Genomic DNA, 19,688 nt, shown 5'->3' with positions numbered 1-19,688 from the left:
CCTCCGCGAGTGCCCTGGGCCGGTCTGGCCGCGACCGGGGTGGTCGGCTTCTACGTGGCGGTCTTCGCGTGGGCGATGGAGAACCGCGCCTACGACATGTGGGGCGCGCTCATCGTGTTCCCGCTGCTGCTGACGCTGAGCATTCCGCTGCTGGAGCGCTTCACCCGCGACGATGACCCGTGGTTCCAGAAGATCGTGGTGTGGGCGCTGGTCGCGAAGCTGGTGGCGTGCTTCGCGCGCTACTGGATGTCGTTCGTGCTGTACGACGGCACCGCGGACGCGGCCACGTACGACCGGATCGGCCGCCAGCTCGCGGTGCATTTCCGTGACGGCGACTTCACGGTCGACATCGGCCGCAAGGTCATCGGGACCGGCTTCATCATGATCGTGACCGGGATCGTCTACTCCTTTGTGGGGCAGTCCATCCTGTCGGGGTATCTGGTCTATTCGTGGATGGGCTTCTGGGGCCTGTACCTGTGCTGGCGGGCGTTCACGATCGCCTACCCGGACGGGGACCGGAAGCGGTACGCGAAGCTGGTGTTCTTCCTGCCGTCGCTGCTGTTCTGGCCATCGGGCATCGGCAAAGACACCTGGATGCTGCTGACCTTGGGCATGTGTGCGTACGGGTGTGCGCTGCTGCTGGTGCGGCGGCGCGGTGCGTACTTCTTCCTGCTGCTCGGCATGACGGGCACCACGATGGTCCGGCCGCACGTGACGGTGCTCATCATGTGCGGTCTGATGGTCGGCTATCTGCTGCGCAGCCGTCCGCAGCAGGTTTCCGCACTGGGGCCGCTGCGCGCCGGGTTCGGTGCGGTCGTGCTGGGCGCGGCGGCGGTGATCGCGCTCAAGCAGGTCGGGAAGTTCTTCGGCACCGCGGACCTGAGCGCCGGGTCCGCGACGCAGGTGCTGAACCATACGCAGACGCAGACGGCGCAGGGCGGTTCGGCCTCGGGCGCGGCGGTGGAGCAGACGAGTGTGATCTCGCCGTCGCATCTGCCGCAGTCGCTGATGACCGTGCTGTTCCGGCCGTTCCCGTTCGAAGTGCACAACATGCAGGCGCTGCTGGCCTCGCTCGAGGGCGTGCTGCTGATGGCGCTCGTGGTGACGTCGCTGGCCCGGCTGCGCAAGTTGCCCGCGCTGCTGGTGAGACGGCCGTATCTGGCGTTCGCGCTGGTCTACACGCTGGTGTTCGCGATGGCGTTCGCGAACATCAAGAACTTCGGGATCCTGACCCGTGAGCGGGTCCAGGTCTTCCCGTTCGTGCTCGTGCTGCTCGCGATATCGAAACCCGAGGTGCCGGACGGGCAGGGGACCCGCCGGCGCCGCAAGGGCCCCGTGAAGGCGAAGGCAGGCGGCCAGGGGCCGTCCGTGCCGGGTGCGGGGCCGGGGGTCGCGGCGGGGTCCGCGTCGGGTTCTCCCTCGGCGCCGGGTCCCGTCTCGGGTCCGGCGGCGGGGTCGCTCTCGGTGTCCGGGGCTTGGCCGAGCACACCCAATTCGCCGGGATCGGCGACCAGTCCGGCCGGGACAGGGTTCCCGGCCGCAGGGAGGGGGGAACCGCAGTGGCGGTGACGGATGGTGGGGCCGGGGCGGGGCTGCCGGCGGCGTTGGGCGGGACGGCGCTGTTTCCGGAAGGGCTGCCGCTGACGCGCGTGCAGGTGCCGGACCGCGCGGAGTTGGACCGCCGACTGGACGGGATCCTGACCAGCGGGCAGCTGACCAACGGCGACACGGTGCGCGAACTCGAGGAGGCGGCAGCCGAGTTCCTCGACGTCCCGCATGTCGTCGCGGTGTCGAACTGCACCAGCGGCCTGATGCTGGCGCTGCAGGCCTTCGGGGTGGCGGGCCACCGGGTGGTGATGCCGAGTTTCACGTTCTCGGCGACCGCACATGCGGCCCACTGGGCAGGCGGGCGACCGGTGTTCGCGGAGGTCAACGAGCACAATGTGACGCTCGACCCGGCGGACGCGGCGGCCGCTCTGGCGCACTCCGAGGCGGCCGGGGGCGTGAAGGCGCTCATGGCGACGCACGTGTACGGCACGCCGTGCGACGTGGAGGAGCTGCAGAAGACCGCGGACGACTACGGCGTACCGCTGCTGTACGACGCGGCCCACGCGTTCGGCAGCCGCCGCAACGGGCAGCCGATCGGCGGGTTCGGCAGCGCCGAGGTGTTCAGCCTGAGCCCGACCAAGGTCGTGGTGGCCGCGGAGGGCGGCCTGGTGGCCACCCGGGACGCGGCGCTGGCCGAGCAGATCCGCCTCGGGCGCGGCTACGGCAATCCGGGCGACTACGACTGCGTCTTCCCGGGTCTGAACGCCCGGATGTCCGAGCTGCACGCGGCACTTGCCCTCGTGTCGCTGCGGTCGCTGCCGGAGCGCATCGCGCACCGCGGGGCGATGGTCGCGGCGTTCGCGGAGCGCGTCGCGGGCCTGCCGGGACTGGCGCTGCCGCGGCTGGCGGAGGGCGACAGCTCGACCTGGAAGGACCTGACGCTGATCATCGACCCGGACGAATTCGGTTGCGGTACCGAGGCGTTGGGCGCCGCGCTGAAGGCCGAGGGCATCGACTCGCGGCGCTACTTCTACCCTGCGGTGCACCTGCAGAAGGCGTACGCGGAGTGGGCCGGCGAGCGTGCACTGCCGGTCACCGAGAAGATGGCCGACCGGGTGCTGACGGTTCCGCTGTGGTCGCACATGGACGAGGCGACGGTGCTGCGGATCGCGGACGCCGTGGTGCGCATCCAGGGGCACGCCGACCGGATCTGACGGCTAATCAGAAATCATGTGGGGCGGTGCGCAAGACCATTTGCGCACCGCCTTCGCGCAATTCTTCGGGTCGCCGGAATGGGATTTCTTTCCGGCGGCGCAGTTTCGACCTTGGAACGCGCCGTGAACACGCCGTGAACGCGCCCGGAAGCGCAACTCGGCAATTATCACGGTGCGTCAGGACAGCGCGTTGGTGCGGGCCAACGCATACGTCCTTCCGGCCAGATCGGCGATGCGGCACTCCCCCGCGTCCGGGACGGAGGTGCGCACCCGGTCCACGGCCGCGTGCCGCCACTCGACCGGGATGCCCTCGGTGCCGACCAGCACACCGGCCACCGATCCGGTGGCGGCCGGTCCCACCGACGTATCCCAGCCGCCCTGCACGGTCAGCGAGACCGACTGCACCCAGTCGCCCTCGCCCCACAGCAGTCCGGCCGCGATGAGGCAGGCGTTGCCGACCGCGTGCTGCGGGCCGTAGTGCGCGTGCTCGCGGTGGATGTCGTCGACGACCGACCGCCAGGTCCGGCCGCGGGCGTGCGCGACGAGCACCTCGCACAGCGCGTCGAACAGCCGGGAGCGGGGCGGGATGTGCCGCAGGGACACCGCGACCGCCTCGGTGGCGTCGTGCGCAGTGAACGCGGCGGAGGACAGCGCGGCCACCCACATGGCCCCGTACAGGCCGCTGGCGGCATGCGAGAGCTGCGCGTCCTTGCGGGCCAGGCGGGCGGCGCGGCGCGGGTCGCCGGGGGCGATGTAGCCGTACAGGTCGGCGCGCGGCAGTGCACCGTCGCCTTCCTGGTGGGAGGCGGGCCTGGGCAGCGTGCCGGCGCCGCCGGGGCCGGTGGCGCCTTCGACCAGGTTGCGGTACGCGGCGCGTTCGGCGCCGCCCGGGCGCAGGAACGGCAGGGTGAGCAGCCACAGCGACGCCATCTGCTCGTGGGTGAAGCCGGGCCCGTACGTCTCCAGCATGCGCAGCGTCAGGACGGCGCGGTCGACCGCGTCGCTGCGGTCCAGCGGCTCGGCGGGGTCGGCGAGCATGTGGGCGCCGGCGTAGCGGCCGAGCCAGCCGCCCTGGATGCGGTCCAGGAGGACGTCGTCGGGCGGCGGGCGGTCCGGTGGTCCGTCCGGCGGCAGGCCCGCATCGATGGCGGCGTCGTCGGCGGGCTCGTAGCGGCCGCCGGGCGCGTACCGGCCGCCGGCCTCGGACCGCTCGTCGGGCGTCGCCGCTCTGCTGTCCGGATCTTCACCGCGATGCCGATCCGGTACTGCACGATCGCGTCGCACGTCGTCCCTCCCCCGTCGGGTGGGTCATGCGTTACAAGTGGAAGCGCACTGCCGCGTGGCAGGCAGCCATCATGCTCCGCGAAGCGCGCGTTGGCCACAGTTCGCCGTACATCTGTACGCCGATGGCCCAATCCGGCCGAATCGGGTGATGCCGACCCTCTTGTGTTACGTGCAGGTTGCACCTGGGGGAGGTCGTTCGGGCCGGTGGCGTAAAAGGAACGCGTAGCCCGGAAATTCGACACCTCGAAGGGGGTTCGCAACGGCCCGGGATCGCGTACCTTATCGGCCATGACCTCGGCTCGAGCCTTTGACGGCGGCATCTATTCGCCGTATTCGGAGACACCGATCTACGACCGTCTGGTGGCCGAACGGGGCCGCCCGGAGATCGGACCCATGCACGTGCCCGCGCCGGACTTCACTGGGCTCGGACACTACTCGCGCTTCGGCGACCGCCCGGCCCTGCCGGCGCTGCCTGCGCTCCCCTCGTCGAACACGAGCTCTTCGTACGGCAGTTCGTCGTACGCGGGCTCGTCGTACGGCTCGCCGTCCGGGTACTCGGCCGCACCCTCGGGCAGCAGCTACTCGGCGTCGTACGGTGCTTCGCCGTACGCGAATGCGGGCTACTCGTCGCCGGCCTACGCGCCTGCGCCGCCCGCGCCGATGCCGTTCACCCCGGCGCCCGCGCCGCAGCCGAGCCAGTACGCCGCGGCCCCGCAGCCGCAGTACGGCCAGCCGCTGCCGCAGGGCTACCGCCCGGCGCCGGGTGCCCCGCAGGGCTACCGCCCCGCGCCGGGTGCGCCGCAGCCGTACGGCGGCCAGGTCCCGCCGCCGCGCATGGCGGGCCGTCCGGAGCCGAGCAGCTTCCAGGACCGCTACTAGCCGATACTGCCGACGCAGCGGAGCGAACCGGAACAGGGCAAGGCGGTCCCGGTTCGGAGGCGGCCGAGGTCGAGAGCCGACGGCGGGACTGCTGCGCGCGGCGGGCGCGGTACATGTGACGACAACAGGGCGCTGGCCCGCCCCCCGGGGGCCGGCCCCCCCCCCGGGTGGTGGGGGTGGGCCCGGGCCCGGCCGGGGGGGCGCCGCCCCGCGCCCTGTGTTGTGCTGCGTGCGGTGCCTAGAGCGCGATGCCCAGAAGCGCGTCGACGGCGCGTGAGGCGACGCCGGGGGCGCCCTCGTCGTCGCCGCCCTCGGTCAGCTGCTGCTCGACCCAGGCGTCCATCGCGGCGAGCGCGCCGGGGGCGTCCAGGTCGTCGGCCATGCGCTCGCGCATGGCGGCCAACATGCCGTCGGCGGAAGGGCCGTCGGGACGGGAGACGGCGGCGCGCCAGCGGCCGAGGCGGGCCTCGGCCTCGGCGAGCACCGCGTCCGTCCACTCCCAGTCGCTGCGGTAGTGGTGGGCGAGCAGCGTCAGGCGCATCGCCATCGGGTCGACGCCGTCGTGCCGGAGCCGGGAGACGAAGACCAGGTTCCCGCGCGACTTCGACATCTTCTCGCCGTGCAGGCCGACCATGCCGGCGTGCACGTAAGCCTTGGCGTACGGGGCGTCGCCGGTGGCGACCTGGGCGTGCGAGGCGCCCATCTCGTGGTGCGGGAACACCAGGTCGGAGCCGCCGCCTTGGACGTCGAAGGCCATGCCGAGGTGTTCGAGGGCGATCGCCACGCACTCGATGTGCCAGCCGGGGCGGCCGGGGCCGAGCGGGCTGGGCCAGGACGGCTCGCCGTCGCGCGCGGCGCGCCACAGCAGCGGGTCGAGCGGGTTCTTCTTGCCGGGGCGCTCGGGGTCGCCGCCGCGCTCGGCGGACAGCTTGAGCATCTCCTCGGCGGTGAATCCGGAGACCCCGCCGAAGCGTTCGTCGGAGGAGACGGAGAAGTAGTAGTCGCCGTCGAGGTCGTAGGCGGCGCCCTTGTCGCGCAGGTCCACGATGATCGGGACGATCCGGTCGATCGCCTCGACGACGCCGACGTAGTGGTCCGGCGGCAGCACGCGGAGCGCGGTCATGTCCTCGCGGAACAGCGCGGTCTCGCGCTCGGCCAGCTCGGTCCAGTCCTCGCCGTCGCGCTCGGCGCGCTCGAGCAGGGGGTCGTCGACGTCGGTGACGTTCTGGACGTAGTGCACCCGGTGGCCCGCGTCGCGCCAGACCCGCTGCAGCAGGTCGAAGGCGACGTAGGTCGCGGCGTGCCCCATGTGGGTGGCGTCGTACGGCGTGATGCCGCAGACGTAGAGCCGGGCCAGGGGCCCCGGAGTGGTCGTCACTAGATCCCGTGCGGCGCTGTCGTGGACGCGCAGGGATGCGCCCTGACCAGGCAGGACGGGCAGCTCGGGTGCGGGCCAGGCATACATGCCTATGAGCGTAACGGTACGTGAGCGCTGCCCGGATACCGGCAGGGTCCGAATGGGCTCGCGAAGAAGTTCGCCGGAGGTAGTGGAGAAATTCTCTCCACTTCTGCTAACTTCTCTTCAGGCGGAGGAAATCTCTCCACATAGATCCTCCGCCGGACGACCCGTACTACGGCGAGGAGCAGACGATGGGCGGCACGACGGACGGCGGCGGGCGGATGCGCGCCGATGCGCAGCGCAACCGGCAGCTCATCATCGACGCGGCCCGCGACATCTTCATCGAGGCCGGGGCCGACGCCCCGCTGGACGAGATCGCCCGGCAGGCCGGCGTCGGCATCGCGACCCTCTACCGCCGCTTCCCGGACCGCGACGCCCTGATCCGCGCGGTCGTCCTGGACACCTTCGGCGTCATGGCCGAGACCGCCCGGAATGCCGAGGAGCACGGCACCGACGCGTTCGACGCGCTGCGCCGCTTCATGCACGGCGCGCTGGACGCCAAGATGGGCGCGATCATGCCGATGCTGGCCGGCCGGGTGGAGTTCGACGACGAGGTCGACCAGGCCCGGCTCGCGGTCGGCGTACCGGTGCAGCGCATCCTGACGACCGCGCAGGCCCAGGGGCTGATCCGGCCGGAAGCGGTGTTCGGCGACATCGCGTTCATGGTCGTCCGGCTGAGCCGGCCGCTGCCCGCGATCACCAAGATCCTGGTCGACGACGACCTGGCGCACCGGCACCTCGACATCTACCTCGACGGACTGCGCGCTTCGGACCCCGCCGAACGCCTCGAACTCCGGCCGCCGGCCGTCTCGCTGGCCGACTTCGACAAGCTCCGCGGCAAGTTCGCGAACGGCGCCGTGCCGACGGACTGACCCGCGCGGACGCGGAGCACACATGCACGGGTGAACCGCGGCACGGCTGCACGAGAACACGCACGGCACCACCGCACGCACGCACGATCGGCACGTCCCCCGCACATTCCATCCGGCTTCAGCCCGGCCTCCCCCGGGCTGCCGCCCGACAGAAGAAGGCGATCGGCATGAGCACCTCGGCCAAGATCCCGGCCCAGTCCCCCGGCGGCGCGACCCCCGCGAACCCGCGGCGCTGGCTCGCCCTGGCATTCATCGCATTCGCTCAGCTCATGGTCATCATCGACGTGACCATCGTGAACATCGCCCTGCCGTCCGCGCAGCAGGACCTCGACGTCACCGACGCCTCCCGGCAGTGGGTGATCACCTCGTACACACTGGCGTTCGGCAGCCTGCTGCTGCTCGGCGGCCGGATCGCCGACTACACGGGGCGCAAGCGGGCGTTCCTCATCGGCCTGGTCGGCTTCGCGGGCGCCTCGGCGCTCGGCGGCGCCGCGAACACCTTCGGGCTGCTGCTCGCCGCGCGGGCCCTCCAGGGCGCCTTCGGGGCCCTCCTGGCGCCCGCTGCGCTCTCACTGCTGGCGGTCAACTTCACCGAGCCCAAGGAACGCGCCAAGGCGTTCGGCGTGTTCGGTGCCATCGCGGGCGGCGGCAGCGCGCTGGGCCTGGTGCTCGGCGGTGTGCTCACCGAGTACCTCGACTGGCGCTGGTGCTTCTTCGTCAACATCCCGATCGCGGCGATCGCCGGCGTCGGTGCGTACCTGGTGCTGACCGAGACGCGCGCCGAGGGCCGGGCGAAGTTCGACATCCCGGGCGTCCTGCTGGTCACCGCGGGCCTGTTCGCGATCGTGTACGGGCTCGGCGAGGCGGAGACCGAGGGCTGGGACTCGGCGCTGGTCATCGGGATGCTGATCGCCGGCACGCTGCTGATGGGCCTGTTCGTCTATGTCGAGACGCGGGTCGCCAAGCCGCTGCTGCCGCTGCGGGTGGTGCTCGACCGGACCCGCGGCAGCGCGTACCTGGCGATCGGGCTCGCGGTGATCGGCATGTTCGCGATGTTCCTGTTCCTCACGTACTACCTGCAGGTCGTGAAGGGGTACTCGCCGGTCAAGGCCGGGCTCGCGTTCCTGCCGATGTCGGTGGGCGTGGTGATCACCGGCGGCGGCATCTCGTCGCGGCTGATCCCCAAGGTCGCACCGCGGATGCTGATGGTGCCGGGCATGCTGATCGCGGCGTCCGGGATGTTCATGCTCTCCCGGATCGGCGTGGACACCTCGTACGCGGCCGGCGTGCTGCCCGCCGAGTTCCTGCTCGGCGCGGGCATGGGCCTGGTGATGGCCCCGGCGATGAACTACGCGACGCACGGCGTCAAGGACGAGGACTCGGGCGTCGCCTCCGCGATGGCCAACACCGCGCAGCAGGTGGGCGGTTCGATCGGTATCGCGCTGCTCAACACGATCGCCACCACGGCCACCGGCGACTACCTGAAGAGCCACGCCCCGGTGAACCCGGGCGTGCGCCTCGAAGGCCTGGTGCACGGCTTCTCGGTCGCGACGGTGTACGCTGGCTGCATCCTGGTGGGCGCCGCGGTCCTGGTCGGGTTCCTGATGGACACGCCCCGCCCGAAGCACGCCGAGGAAGGCGCGCCGGCCCCCCTGGGCGCGGTGCACGTGGGCTGACGCCCGTGCGGTGAGCCCGGGTGCGGACGCCCGATCGGCGTACGGCACCTGATAGGCCGGGAACTCCCTGCGGAGTTCCCGGCCTTCGGCTTGTGTCCCGGGGGCGTCAGATGAGCGGCCAGGGCACCGCGGGGCGGCGGCCCTGGGAGGGCAGCGGGTGCTTTCCGGAGTGCAGCAGGGCCGCGACGCGGGCGCCGACCGCATCGACTTCGGCGGGCGTCAGGTGGATGCGGAGCGTGTCGCCCAGGGCGCCGGCGAGGTCGGTGTGCAGACGCCGGAGCGTCTCCAGGGCCTCGTCCGGGAGTTCCTCGCCCGCCCAGCCCCACAGCAGCGTGCGGAGCTTGTCGTCGGTGTGCAGGCAGATGCCGTGGTCGATGCCGTACACGTGGCCGTCCGGGCCGGGCAGCAGGTGGCCGCCCTTGCGGTCCGCGTTGTTGGCCACCGCGTCGAACACCGCGACGCGGCGCATCGGTTCGCTGTCCGCGTGGACCAGCAGCGCGGGCTTCTGGCCGCCCTTGCCGTCGTCCACCGCGACCTGCGCGATGGGCAGCCAGCCCGGTTCGGGGGCCGGGCCGTCCTGCAGGTCGACGAGGCCGTCACCGGGTTCGCCGTCGATCCACAGCTGGCACATGCCGGTGCCGTACGGCCCGTCGCGCAGCACGGTCGGCGGCACGATGCCCCAGCCGGTCGCCTCGGACAGCAGGTACGTCGCCACCTCGCGGCCGGCCAGGGTGCCGTCCGGGAAGTCCCAGAGCGGGCGTTCGCCGGCCACCGGCTTCCAGACGCAGGCCCGGGCCACGCCGTCGAGTTCGATGCGGCAGTAGAGCGTGGCGTTGGATGCGTCGGTCAGCCGTCCCTCGACGGTGATCTCGCCGCGGGCCAGGAGTTCGGCGGCGGCCGCGGCGTCCAGTGCGCCGTTGCCGGCCTCCAGGGCCCGGCCGGCGCCCCCGACCGGGCCGGGGGCCGCGCTCAGCGGCGGTATCCGTTCGCGCGGGGGCAGATGTGGCCCTCGGCGTCCATCGGCAGCCCGCAGAACGGGCAGGACGGGCGGCCCGCGGCGACCACGAGCAGCGCGCGCTTGGCGAACGCCCGGGCCATGGGGCCGGTCAGCCGGACGCGCAGCAGCGGCGGGCCGTCCTCGTCGTCCTCGCCGAGCAGGGTGTCCTCGGGGTTGTCGTCGTCCGGAACCTGCGCCTGCGCCTCGACCACCAGGCGGTCGTCGTCGGAGTCCCAGGCCAAGGCCATGGTGCCGACCCGGAATTCCTCCAGGATGGGCGCGGCGAGCGGCGCGGCGTCCTCGAGGTCGGGCGGGGCGACGGCCGGCACGGGGGTCTCGCCGCCGCTGCGCCGGACCAGTTCGTCCAGAAGCTCGTCGACGCGCTCGGCGAGGACGGCGACCTGTGCCTTCTCCAGCGCGACGCTGGTGACACGGCTGCCTGCGGTGGCCTGCAGGAAGAAGGTGCGCTGTCCTGGCTCCCCCACCGTGCCGGCGACGAATCGGTCTGGCGGGTCGTACAGGAAGACCTGGCGGGGCACGAGTTGGCTCCGTACTACTCGTACTACTGCTGACTGGACTGCTGCCCGAGCGGCAGCGGTGGTACCGGGACGCCCGACATTAACGCGTGGTGCACCGTCCGGTTGTGCCGGTCGGGCGTACGGGCTTGCCGGGCCCTCGCTGCACCCTAAGGGGCACCGGCTCCGCCGCCCACCACCGCATCGTCGGTGGCGGACGATTTTCCGCGCTTTCCGGCGCTCACGGAGCCTCCCGCGGCACCGGCTTTCCCGCGCTTGCCGCGGGCCGCGGGCTTGGCCGGCGGGATCAGCGCCTCGACGCCGCCGCCCGTGTCGTTCAGCCGGGCCACGAACGGCCGGGTGCGGCCGTAGTGCACGACGGTCAGCGCGCACGGGTCGACCATGATGCGCTGGAAGAGGTCGAGGTGCATGCCGAGGGCGTCGGCGACCACGGCCTTGATGACGTCGCCGTGCGAGCACATCGCATACTGGACGTCCGGGCCGTGCTCGTCCTCCAGGCGGGCGTTCCATTCGCGGATCGCCCCGACCGCGCGGGCCTGGGTGTCGCGCAGCGCCTCGCCGCCCTCGCCGGGGAACACCGCGGCGCTGGGGTGGTTCTGCACGACCGGCCACAGCGGGTCCTTGGCCAGCTTCTTGAGCTCCTGGCCGGTCCAGTCGCCGTAGCGGCACTCGCCGATCCGGTCGTCGACCTGCACCCCGGCGTCCAGTGCGAGCTTGGTGCCCTCGCGGACCGCGGCGATCTCGGCGGCCGTCTCGCGGCAGCGGTCCAGCGGGCTGGACACCACGGCGGCCAGCGGGACCGCGGCGATGCGGCGGGCCAGCGCGGCGGCCTGCTCGCGGCCGCGTTCGTCGAGGTGGACTCCGGGAGTCCAGCCGGCCAGCACACCCGAGGAGTTCGCGGTGGTCCGGCCGTGCCGGACCAGGAGCAGCGTCGCCATTCGGATCACTGTACGGGGCTCCCGCGGGTCCCGGCCATGCCCGCGGCAGGCCACAATGTCCGGGTGATCGTCGACTGCGCCATCTACCGCAACGGTGTCCGGACCGAAGGCCCGGCCGACTTCTCCGACGCCCTGGACGAGGCGCGGGCATCCGGGGACGCGTTCCTGTGGATCGGCCTGCACGAGCCGACGCCGAAGGAGTTCGAGCTCGTGACCAGCGAGTTCGGGCTGCACCCGCTGGCCGTCGAGGACGCCCTGCACGCGCATCAGCGGCCCAAGCTGGAGCTGTACGAGGACTCCGTCTTCGTGGTGCTCAAGACGCTCTACTACATCGAGGAGACGTCGGCGGTCGAGACCGGCGAGCTGATGGTCTTCGTGGGCGACTCGTTCATCGTCACGGTCCGGCACGGTGCCGCGAATCCGCTCTCCGACGTGCGCAAACGGCTGGAGAAGAAGGCGGAGATGCTGCGGTACGGCCCCGGCGCGGTGCTGTACGCGGTGTGCGATGCGGTGGTCGACACGTACCTGTCGGTGGCGTCCGAGCTGGAGACCGACCTGCAGGAGATGGAGTCCCGGGTCTTCTCCGCGCACCGCGAGAACGACGCGGAGCGGATCTACCTGCTCAAGCGCGAGGTGCTGGAGTTCCGGCGGGCCGCGCAGCCGCTGACGGATCCGATACGCAAGCTGGCGACCACCGAGGTCATGTTCGTGCCGGAGGAAACGCAGCCCTTCTTCCGGGACGTCGCGGACCATCTGGTGCGGGTCAACGAGCAGGTCGACTCGTTCGACCGGCTGCTGTCGGACGTGCTGAGCGCGAATCTCGCGCAGGTGGGCGTGCGGCAGAACGAGGACATGCGCAAGATCTCGGCGTGGGCGGCGATCGCCGCGGTGCCGACCATGATCGCGGGCGTGTACGGGATGAACTTCGACCACATGCCGGAGCTGCGGCAGGCGTGGGGATATCCGGCGGTGCTGATCGTCATGCTGTGCGCGTGCGTGGGCATCCACCGCCTGTTCCGGCGCAACGGCTGGCTGTGACGGTGCCGGGCCCGGACCGGGCCCGGGACTTGTGAGGACACCCACAATGCGGGCCGGAGTCGGGCCGGGGTCACCCACACGAGTTGCGTTCGCGGTTTCCGTCCGCGGCACCCGCAACCCTTTCGGGGCAGGCTCGTTGAGCATGACGACGGCCGTGGCGGGGCTGTTCGAATCCCCCCGCCCCGGCCGTAAAGCATGTTCTGCACCGATTGGTGATCAGTGCGGCCGTCCGCCCCGGGCACCCTCCGCCCGATTCCCCGCATAGGCTGGTCCGGTACGCAGGCCAGGGGAGAGCAGGTGGGGATGTTCGGCAGGCCGGGGAAGCAGCGGATGTCGCGGGTGCAGCCGCCCGCGGTCCCGGGTTCGGGTGCCGCGGGTGCGGACTGGTCCGCACACCGCGAACTCGAGGATGCGGTCCGTGCCTACCTGCTGCATCCCGATGTGGCGCTGGAGGCATTGGGCTCGGTCCTGGGGCGCCGCCCGGTGCGCGCGTTCACCCTCGAACGGGTCGTGGACATCAACGCCAACGGCACCTCGGTGTGGCAGGAAGCCGCGGTCTGCGACGACCACCGCCTTGTGCTGTGGCACAGCGAGGACATGACGGACGCGTCCGCGCCGGGCGGCACGGTGCTCGACTCGTCGGTCCAGGTGATCCCGCTCGGCTCGGTGTCCCACGTGGGCATAAGGACGCTGGTCGGCACCGCCGAGGACGGCGGTCGCGAGATGCGCGGCGCGTACGTCTTCCTGGCGACCCCGACGCTGCAGGAGATCGCCACCGTGCGCGGCGAGGAGGGGACCTCGACCGGGCGGTTCCGGCAGGAGGCGTACCGCTTCAGCAAGTCCCTGGACGACGGCGGCCCCGGGCAGATCCGCCGCCTGCTGGAATTCGCGCAGGTGGTGGCGGAGCGGGTGCCGGGGCCCCGGTAGCCGGGCAGGGCAGACGACAAAGGGCCGGTGCATCCGCTGAGCGGGTGCACCGGCCCTTCGCTTGCCGGTCGCGGCGGCGGCCCGGTACGGGCCGCGCGGGGGGTGGGTCAGCCGCGGCCGGACAGCTCCAGCGCCTCGGCGGCCGTGCGCAGGGTCGCGATGCGGCCTTCGAGTGTGTCGGCGGTCGGCGCGATGGTGAGCGTGGTCACGCCGGTGTCGGCGTACGCGTGCATGCGCTCGGCGATGCGCTCCTTGGTGCCCAGCAGCGCGGTCTTGTCGATGAGGTCGTGCGGGACGGCCATGCCGGCGCCCATGTAGTCCTTGGCCAGGAACTTGTCCTGGATCTCCTTGGCCTCGGCCTCGTAGCCCATGCGGACCGCGAGCTTGTTGTAGAAGTTCTGGTCGCGGCTGCCCATGCCGCCGATGTACAGCGCGGCGTACCCGCGGACCGCGTGCGCGGCCTCGACCGGGTCGTCGCCGAGGACGACCGGGACGGTCGGGACGACGTCGAAGCCCTCGAGGCCCAGTCCGGCCTTCGCGCGGCCGGCCCGCACGTGGGCGAGGGACTCCTCGGCGTGCTCGGGCGCGTAGAAGACGCCCAGCCAGCCGTCCGCGATCTCGCCGGTCAGCTCGAGGTTCTTGGGGCCGACCGCGGCGATGTAGAGCGGGATGTGCTCGCGGACCGGGTGCACGGTCAGCTTGACCGGCTTGCCGGGGCCGCCGGGCAGCGGGAGGTCCCAGTGCTCGCCGTGGTGTTCGAGGCGCTCGCGGCGCATGGCCTTGCGGATGATCTCGACGTACTCGCGGGTGCGGGCCAGCGGCTTGTCGAAGCGCACGCCGTACCAGCCCTCGGAGACCTGCGGACCGGACACCCCGAGGCCGAGCCGGAAGCGGCCGCCGGTCAGGGTGTCGAGGGTGGCCGCGGTCATCGCGGTCATCGCGGGGGTGCGGGCCGGGATCTGGAAGATCGCCGAGCCGACGTCGATGCGCTCGGTCTTGGCGGCGACCCAGGCGAGGACGGTGGCCGCGTCCGAGCCGTATGCCTCGGCGGCCCAGCAGACCGCGTAGCCGAGCCGGTCCGCCTCCTGGGCGACGGCGAGGTTGTCGGCGTCGTTGCCCGCGCCGAAGTAACCGAGGTTGATGCCCAGCCGCATGCCCATGCCGTTGCCTCTCGGGGGTCGTGTCGTGTCGTGGCGTGTGGTGCCGGTCCTGCTGATCGGACCCTATCGGTTTTACTACTGCTCAGTAACCCGCTGCGCCGACATGCCGCGCGCCTGACCCGGATGACCCGTACGGCCCCGCCACCCGCGCCCTGTCCCCCGGAGCGGCTAGTCTCCGGAGCCATGGAGCAGCGACATCTGGGCCGCACGGGGCTGCGGGTTTCCCGGACCGGCCTCGGGACGATGACCTGGGGGCGGGACACCGACGAGCAGGACGCCGCGGACCAGATGAAGGCGTTCCTCGACGCGGGCGGCAATCTCGTCGACACCGCCGACGTCTACGCGGACGGCGAGGCCGAATACCTCCTCGGCCGGCTGCTCGACGGCTACGTGCCGCGCTCCGAAGTGGTGATCGCCACCAAGGCGGCGAGCGTGCCGTACAGCGAGCGCCGCTTCGACGGCTCGCGCGCGCATCTGCTGCAGGCCTTGGACGCCTCGCTGGCCCGGCTCGGGACCGATCACGTCGACCTGTGGCAGCTGCACGCGTACGACCCGGCCACGCCGCTCGAGGAGACCCTGCACGCCCTGGAGCTGGCCGTCTCCAGCGGCCGGGCCCGGTACGTCGGCGTCTCGAACTTCTGCGGCTGGCAGCTCGCCAAGGCCGCGACGTGGCAACTGGCCGCGCCCGGGCGCGTGGTCGTGGCCAGCGCGCAGATGGAGTACTCGCTGCTGCAGCGCGGCATCGAGCGCGAGGTGCTGCCGGCGGCGCTGGACCTCGGCGTGGGGCTGCTCCCGTGGTCGCCGCTCGGCCGCGGGGTGCTGACCGGCAAGTACCGGCACGGCATGCCGGCCGATTCGCGCGGTGCGTCGTCCGACATGGGGCCCTTCGTGGCCGCGTACCTGGACGCCGACTCGCGGCGCATCGTGGACGCTGTCGCGACGGCCGCGGACGGCCTGGGCGCGGCGCCCATCGAGGTCGCCCTCGCGTGGGTGCGCGACCGGCCCGGCGTGGTCGCGCCGATCGTCGGGGCCCGCAACTCCGGCCAGCTGCGGGCCTCACTGGGTGCGGAGGGGCTGACGCTGCCGCACGAGATCCGCAACGCGCTGGACGACGTGTCGGCGCCGTGGAAGGGCTACCCGGACCACGACTGGAGCCAGGCTTAGGCGGGGCCGCGGGGGGAGTAAGCCGCGCGACGTCGCGGCGGCAGGTTCGGTGGACGGGCGGAAGAACACAGGCGTGGACGGCAAGGCGGACGACGTGACGGCGGCGAAGAACAGCACGGGGGACGGTTCCGGCGGAGCCGGTTCGACGGGTTCGGCAGGTTCTGCGGGCGGGGCGGCAAAGCGCGGCGGCGGAGATGCACTCGCCGCGGCGCGGGCGGCACTGGCCGCGCTGGACAAGGCCAACTCCGCGAACTCCGAGAATGCCGCGAACCGCAGCGAAGTGGCCGCTGCCTGGCAGGCCCTGAACACGCTCGGCGACCAGCGACGCCCGGACGGCCCGGCCACCGGGTCGGACTGGGCGCTGCCGGTCGTGGACGCCCCTGAGACGCCGTATGCCGCATTCGCCGAGGCGGCATACCCCGACGCGGCTCAGCCGGCCGGCGGCCCGGCGACGCCAGGTGCAGGTGGTGGTAACCCCGCCGGCAGTGAGGGGTGGGCGGCTCCGCTCATCGACTCATCGGCACCCGACGGGTCGCTCCAGCGCACAGGCAGCGCACCGCCCCGCTCGTCCGCGTCGCCACGTCCCACGGCTGCCGTGCGTCCGGTGGCGCGGCCCGACGCCGCCGGAACGGGCGCAGCTTTCGACGCGACGGCGGCCCCCGAGCCGGGGCAGATGCCGGCGAACGAGGACGGGGACGGGCCCGGCAGCGCAGCGCCCCGATCGCCCGCCGGGCAGGTCGGGCACGCGCGTCGGACCGATATGCCGGCGCCATATGCGGGCGCGGGCGGCGGGGCGGCCGCCGTGCGCCGCGGGTCCTCCGGGTCCGCGAGCGACTGGGCAGCGCCTGTACTCGACGCTCCCCCGGCTCCGGCCCTGCCGGAGCAGTCGGTTTCCGACGGCCGCGACCGCTCCGGCGGTTTCGCGGTCGGCGCGGGGTCCGGGCCGACCGGCCGGGCCGGCGCCGACATGGCAAGCGCGCCGCGGGTGCCGCGCGGCCGGAGCATGGAACCGTCCGCGATCGCCGCCGAGGACGCCGCGGAACCCGATGCCGAGGCGGTCGCCGACGTCGAGCAGGCCCTCGCGGCAGGTGGCGCGCCCACGCGCCTCGCCGCCCAGGCCCTCGCGTCCCTGGGGCCCGACGCCGCCGCGCTGCTGTCCGAGGATCCCTGGAACCTCCTTGCCCTCCCCGGCATTTCGCCGGAGCAGGCCGACCTGTTCGGCCAGACCCTGCAGGGCCGCGCGGCCGACCCGGACACACCGCTGCGCACCCAGGCGATCCTGCTGTGGCACCTCGCCCGCGCCGCATCGGAAGGCCACACGGCCGTGGACGCCGCATCGGCCGTCTCCGTCCTCGAGCACTTCGGGGTCGCGGACGCGCTGGGCGCCATCCGCACCGCGTACGAGAACGGCCGGGTGATGGCCTTCGCGGAACGCCCTGCCGCCTCGGAAGACGCCGACGGTGCGGGCGACGACGACTTCGACGACTTCGCGGAATATGACGATGCGGACGGTGCGGACTTCGACGAGTTCTCCGACTTCGCCGACCCGTTCGCCGGTCTGCCGGACCGCCCGGTGGCGCTCGCGCTGGAGCGCCACGCGCTCGCCGAAGAGAGCATCGCCGACGCCGTGCTGCGCCTGATGTCCACGGCCGAGCCGTCGGACGTTCTCGCGAGCGCAGGCCGCGGCAGCACGAAGGCGCTCGCCGACGCCCTCGAGGAAGCCGGCCTGGTGCTATACACCCCGGCCGCCGGCGAAGACTCGCCGCAGGCACCCCTCGCACTCGCCGCGCACGCCCACGCCGCGGGCGTACCGGTCGTGCTCGCGGCACCGACCGCGGACGGCCGGGCCCGGCTCGCGGCCGCGACGCGGCGGACCGGCACCGAGGACACCTCCGGCCCCGACTCAGCCGACAGCGCCGACAGTCCCGAAGCGTCCCTCGCCCCCGTCACAGTGCGCGGCCTCATCCTCGGTTCGGAGGGCCCCGGCCGCACCCCCGAGGGCCTGCTCGACCTCGGGCTGCTCGTCGTCGCCGAGGCGCACCTGCTCGACGTGTCGACCGCCGCGTCGCTCCTGGAGGCGGTACCCGACGGTGCCCGCGTCATCCTGTGCGGCGACCCCGCCGAGCTGGAACCGGCGGGCCCCGGCCGGGTGTTCGGCGATCTCGCAGACAGCGGCGCGGTGCCGCACCCGGCGGCCGGCGAGCCGGTGCCCGGTGTCCTGGGCGCCTTGGCGCATGCCGTACGCGGCGGTTCGCTGCCGCCCGTGGACGCGCCCGACCGCGAGGTCGTCCTGGTAGGCGTGCGCAGCGCCGCCGAGGCCGTGCACCGGTGCGTCCAGCTGGTCGCCGACTCGATCCCCCGGGCGCTGGGCATCCCGGTCGACGACACCCTCGTGCTCACCCCCGCCGGCGGCGGCAACGCGGGCACGACGGTGCTCAATGCCGCGCTGAAGGAGCGCCTGAACCCGGGGCCCGGGCAGTACGGCGGGTTCGACATCGGCGACCGGGTCGTCCATATCCCCGGGCAGCGAGCGGCCGCCCCCGGGTTCGCCGAGGCGCGCGTCGTGGCGGCCGTCCCGGACGGGCTGGCCATCGTGTACCGGGACGCCCCGGACCAGCAGGTCGTCATCCCCCGGGCCCGGCTCGGCGAGCTGCGGCACGGCTGGGCGGTGACGGTGCATCAGGCGCTGGGCGTACGGCGTCCGGGCGTGGTCGCGATGCTGCCCGGGGATGCGGGCGCCCTGGTCACGCGGGCACTCGTCTACACCGCGTTCACCCGGGCGCAGCGGCACTTGTCGGTGGTGTATCCGGCCGGCGGTTCCCTGCCCCAGGCAGTCGCGCAGGCGGTCGGCCGCAGCCGTACGACACGTCTGGCGGACGCGCTGCGCGAGGCGTCCGCCGACCTGTGAGCGGCGCGGGCCGAAGGCGGGACGGGCCGGCAGGTGCGCTTCCGCGCCCGTCCCGGCCCGTGCGTGCGCCGGCTCATGGCCGGCGCATCACCTGAGGTCCTCTTCCAGGGCCTCGATGTCGTCCTCGTACGCCGTGCTGGTCTCGAACCGGTAGATGACGCCCTGCGGGTCCACGTCGTCGAACGGCGCGTCCAGCCACTCCCCCGGCTCGGCCGCGTCGACGGCGGTCACCCAGAGCGTCGAGTCGCCGGCCTCCAGGCCGATCTCGTCGGCCCGGGCCGCGATCTCGTCGGGGTCGTACACGTCGAACAGCACTGCGAGTGCGGTCGACGTGCTCTCCACTCCTTCGCCGCCGCCCGGTTCGCCGGATTCGGCGTCCGCGAGGCGGGCGTAGTCGAGCAGGGTCAGGGCGTCCTTGACCACGTAGTCGCGGCGGATCAGGACGCTGATCGCATCGGGGTTGTCCGGGCCGAGGTACTCCTCGGCCTCGGAGCGGTCGGGCACCTCGAACGGGGTGACCTCGTCGTAGGCGTCGTACAGCAACTCGTCGTACGCCTCGGCGGCGGCCGCCAGCTCGTCGTACGCGGCGAACACGGCCGGGTCGCTCTCGCCTTGGCGCTGTTCGACGGCGGCCAGGTGGCGGTCGACGGCCGACTTCAAGGCCTCGGCGGCCTTGCGGACCTGCTCGGGCGTGGGCTGCGCAACTCCGGTCATGGCATGACGCTATCCGCAACAGCCCCGGTTGCGCACAATGGTTGTGATGCCGGGTGCCGCCGCGTGTTGAATCGGTGGTTCGGACTATCGGGAGTGATCGGTTGGCGGACTACGAGTTCCAGCAGTTTCACCTGCCGCGCGGCACCTCGCGCAGCGACGCACGCCGGATTTTGACCGAGCAGGCCGAGTACGGCTTCTGGGAGTTGGACCGGCTGACGGTACGCCGCGACGGCAGCAGGCGGGTGGTGCTGCGGCGGCGGATCATCAGGCAGCTCCGGACGATGTAGTGCGGACGGCCCGCGCTACGGGCCGGACACGGCGAAGGCCGCCCACCCCCCGCCCGGGGGGGGGGCCGTGCGAGTTGGTCGGTGGCG

17 protein-coding genes are annotated in these 19,688 nt (G+C 72.7%); 10 read left to right on the top strand and 7 right to left on the bottom strand.

Annotated features, from left to right (window positions below):
• Positions 1 to 9 precede the first annotated feature (9 nt).
• Together LZ495_RS21255 and LZ495_RS21250 are read left to right on the top strand one after the other, a co-directional pair.
• Positions 10 to 1,569, top strand: coding sequence for a hypothetical protein (locus LZ495_RS21255; RefSeq protein ID WP_235054144.1), 1,560 nt, complete (start codon positions 10 to 12; stop codon positions 1,567 to 1,569).
• Positions 1,560 to 2,762, top strand: a complete 1,203-nt coding sequence (locus tag LZ495_RS21250) for a DegT/DnrJ/EryC1/StrS family aminotransferase (RefSeq protein ID WP_235054143.1) — start codon at positions 1,560 to 1,562, stop codon at positions 2,760 to 2,762. Before LZ495_RS21255 ends, LZ495_RS21250 begins: the two co-directional genes overlap by 10 nt.
• 177 nt (positions 2,763 to 2,939) lie before the next feature.
• On the opposite strand, the gene LZ495_RS21245 is transcribed toward LZ495_RS21250, so the two are convergent.
• Entirely contained in the window at positions 2,940 to 4,046 is a 1,107-nt protein-coding gene (locus LZ495_RS21245; protein ID WP_235054142.1) for an ADP-ribosylglycohydrolase family protein, read from the bottom strand.
• Between the two features lie 288 nt (positions 4,047 to 4,334).
• Between LZ495_RS21245 and LZ495_RS21240 the strand changes: the two genes are divergently transcribed.
• Positions 4,335 to 4,925, top strand: coding sequence for a DUF6643 family protein (locus LZ495_RS21240; RefSeq protein WP_235054141.1), 591 nt, complete (start codon positions 4,335 to 4,337; stop codon positions 4,923 to 4,925).
• Between the two features lie 238 nt (positions 4,926 to 5,163).
• Here LZ495_RS21240 and mshC read toward each other — a convergent pair whose 3' ends face one another.
• Complete coding sequence (gene mshC, locus LZ495_RS21235; RefSeq protein WP_235054139.1) at positions 5,164 to 6,390, bottom strand: cysteine--1-D-myo-inosityl 2-amino-2-deoxy-alpha-D-glucopyranoside ligase; 1,227 nt, start codon at positions 6,388 to 6,390, stop codon at positions 5,164 to 5,166.
• A gap of 185 nt (positions 6,391 to 6,575) precedes the next feature.
• On the opposite strand from mshC, the gene LZ495_RS21230 reads away from it, so the two are divergent.
• Positions 6,576 to 7,256, top strand: coding sequence for a TetR/AcrR family transcriptional regulator (locus LZ495_RS21230; protein ID WP_235054137.1), 681 nt, complete (start codon positions 6,576 to 6,578; stop codon positions 7,254 to 7,256).
• Positions 7,257 to 7,423: 167 nt separating this feature from the next.
• Positions 7,424 to 8,932, top strand: a complete 1,509-nt coding sequence (locus tag LZ495_RS21225) for an MFS transporter (protein ID WP_235054135.1) — start codon at positions 7,424 to 7,426, stop codon at positions 8,930 to 8,932.
• Positions 8,933 to 9,038: 106 nt separating this feature from the next.
• Here the strand turns inward: LZ495_RS21225 and LZ495_RS21220 are convergent, their stop codons facing one another.
• From LZ495_RS21220 to LZ495_RS21210, 3 genes are all read right to left on the bottom strand, one after another.
• A complete protein-coding gene (locus tag LZ495_RS21220; protein WP_372498616.1) occupies positions 9,039 to 9,932 on the bottom strand; it encodes an SCO1664 family protein in 894 nt (297 codons plus the stop codon).
• Positions 9,902 to 10,468, bottom strand: coding sequence for a DUF3090 domain-containing protein (locus LZ495_RS21215; protein WP_235054133.1), 567 nt, complete (start codon positions 10,466 to 10,468; stop codon positions 9,902 to 9,904). The genes LZ495_RS21220 and LZ495_RS21215 overlap by 31 nt, the downstream gene beginning before the upstream one ends.
• Before the next feature lie 146 nt (positions 10,469 to 10,614).
• On the bottom strand, positions 10,615 to 11,403 hold the full coding sequence (locus tag LZ495_RS21210; protein WP_235054131.1) for a histidine phosphatase family protein: 789 nt from the start codon (positions 11,401 to 11,403) through the stop codon (positions 10,615 to 10,617).
• Positions 11,404 to 11,466: 63 nt separating this feature from the next.
• Between LZ495_RS21210 and corA the strand changes: the two genes are divergently transcribed.
• Positions 11,467 to 12,441 (top strand): magnesium/cobalt transporter CorA, encoded by a 975-nt coding sequence (corA, locus tag LZ495_RS21205; protein ID WP_308268473.1) that lies wholly within the window; start codon positions 11,467 to 11,469, stop codon positions 12,439 to 12,441.
• Between the two features lie 330 nt (positions 12,442 to 12,771).
• Positions 12,772 to 13,368, top strand: a complete 597-nt coding sequence (locus tag LZ495_RS21200; RefSeq protein WP_235054129.1) for a hypothetical protein — start codon at positions 12,772 to 12,774, stop codon at positions 13,366 to 13,368.
• A gap of 107 nt (positions 13,369 to 13,475) precedes the next feature.
• On the opposite strand, the gene LZ495_RS21195 is transcribed toward LZ495_RS21200, so the two are convergent.
• Positions 13,476 to 14,522, bottom strand: coding sequence for an LLM class F420-dependent oxidoreductase (locus tag LZ495_RS21195; RefSeq protein ID WP_235054214.1), 1,047 nt, complete (start codon positions 14,520 to 14,522; stop codon positions 13,476 to 13,478).
• Positions 14,523 to 14,711: 189 nt separating this feature from the next.
• On the opposite strand from LZ495_RS21195, the gene LZ495_RS21190 reads away from it, so the two are divergent.
• Together LZ495_RS21190 and LZ495_RS21185 are read left to right on the top strand one after the other, a co-directional pair.
• Complete coding sequence (locus LZ495_RS21190) at positions 14,712 to 15,692, top strand: aldo/keto reductase (protein ID WP_235054127.1); 981 nt, start codon at positions 14,712 to 14,714, stop codon at positions 15,690 to 15,692.
• A 73-nt stretch (positions 15,693 to 15,765) separates the two neighbouring features.
• Positions 15,766 to 18,600, top strand: coding sequence for a helix-hairpin-helix domain-containing protein (locus LZ495_RS21185; RefSeq protein WP_235054125.1), 2,835 nt, complete (start codon positions 15,766 to 15,768; stop codon positions 18,598 to 18,600).
• 87 nt (positions 18,601 to 18,687) lie between these two features.
• Here the strand turns inward: LZ495_RS21185 and LZ495_RS21180 are convergent, their stop codons facing one another.
• Complete coding sequence (locus tag LZ495_RS21180) at positions 18,688 to 19,314, bottom strand: hypothetical protein (RefSeq protein WP_235054124.1); 627 nt, start codon at positions 19,312 to 19,314, stop codon at positions 18,688 to 18,690.
• A gap of 101 nt (positions 19,315 to 19,415) precedes the next feature.
• On the opposite strand from LZ495_RS21180, the gene LZ495_RS21175 reads away from it, so the two are divergent.
• Positions 19,416 to 19,601 carry a DUF5703 family protein gene (locus LZ495_RS21175; RefSeq protein WP_235054122.1) on the top strand — a complete coding sequence of 62 codons (186 nt, stop codon included), beginning with the start codon at positions 19,416 to 19,418 and terminating at the stop codon, positions 19,599 to 19,601.
• The last annotated feature ends 87 nt before the right edge of the window (positions 19,602 to 19,688 follow it).

This window comes from Yinghuangia soli, assembly GCF_021502675.1.
Taxonomy (GTDB): Bacteria; Actinomycetota; Actinomycetes; order Streptomycetales; family Streptomycetaceae; genus Yinghuangia; species Yinghuangia soli.
This window is presented reverse-complemented; position numbering and strand designations above follow the sequence as displayed.

What these genes read in the sequence shown, in the direction of transcription:
- LZ495_RS21240 (WP_235054141.1), top strand. Translation starts at nt 4,335, where the DNA reads ATGACCTCGGCTCGAGCCTTTGACGGCGGCATCTATTCGCCGTATTCG.
- mshC (WP_235054139.1), bottom strand. Translation starts at nt 6,390, where the DNA reads ATGTATGCCTGGCCCGCACCCGAGCTGCCCGTCCTGCCTGGTCAGGGC.
- LZ495_RS21230 (WP_235054137.1), top strand. Translation starts at nt 6,576, where the DNA reads ATGGGCGGCACGACGGACGGCGGCGGGCGGATGCGCGCCGATGCGCAG.
- LZ495_RS21225 (WP_235054135.1), top strand. Translation starts at nt 7,424, where the DNA reads ATGAGCACCTCGGCCAAGATCCCGGCCCAGTCCCCCGGCGGCGCGACC.
- LZ495_RS21210 (WP_235054131.1), bottom strand. Translation starts at nt 11,403, where the DNA reads ATGGCGACGCTGCTCCTGGTCCGGCACGGCCGGACCACCGCGAACTCC.
- LZ495_RS21200 (WP_235054129.1), top strand. Translation starts at nt 12,772, where the DNA reads ATGTCGCGGGTGCAGCCGCCCGCGGTCCCGGGTTCGGGTGCCGCGGGT.
- LZ495_RS21195 (WP_235054214.1), bottom strand. Translation starts at nt 14,522, where the DNA reads ATGCGGCTGGGCATCAACCTCGGTTACTTCGGCGCGGGCAACGACGCC.
- LZ495_RS21190 (WP_235054127.1), top strand. Translation starts at nt 14,712, where the DNA reads ATGGAGCAGCGACATCTGGGCCGCACGGGGCTGCGGGTTTCCCGGACC.
- LZ495_RS21180 (WP_235054124.1), bottom strand. Translation starts at nt 19,314, where the DNA reads ATGACCGGAGTTGCGCAGCCCACGCCCGAGCAGGTCCGCAAGGCCGCC.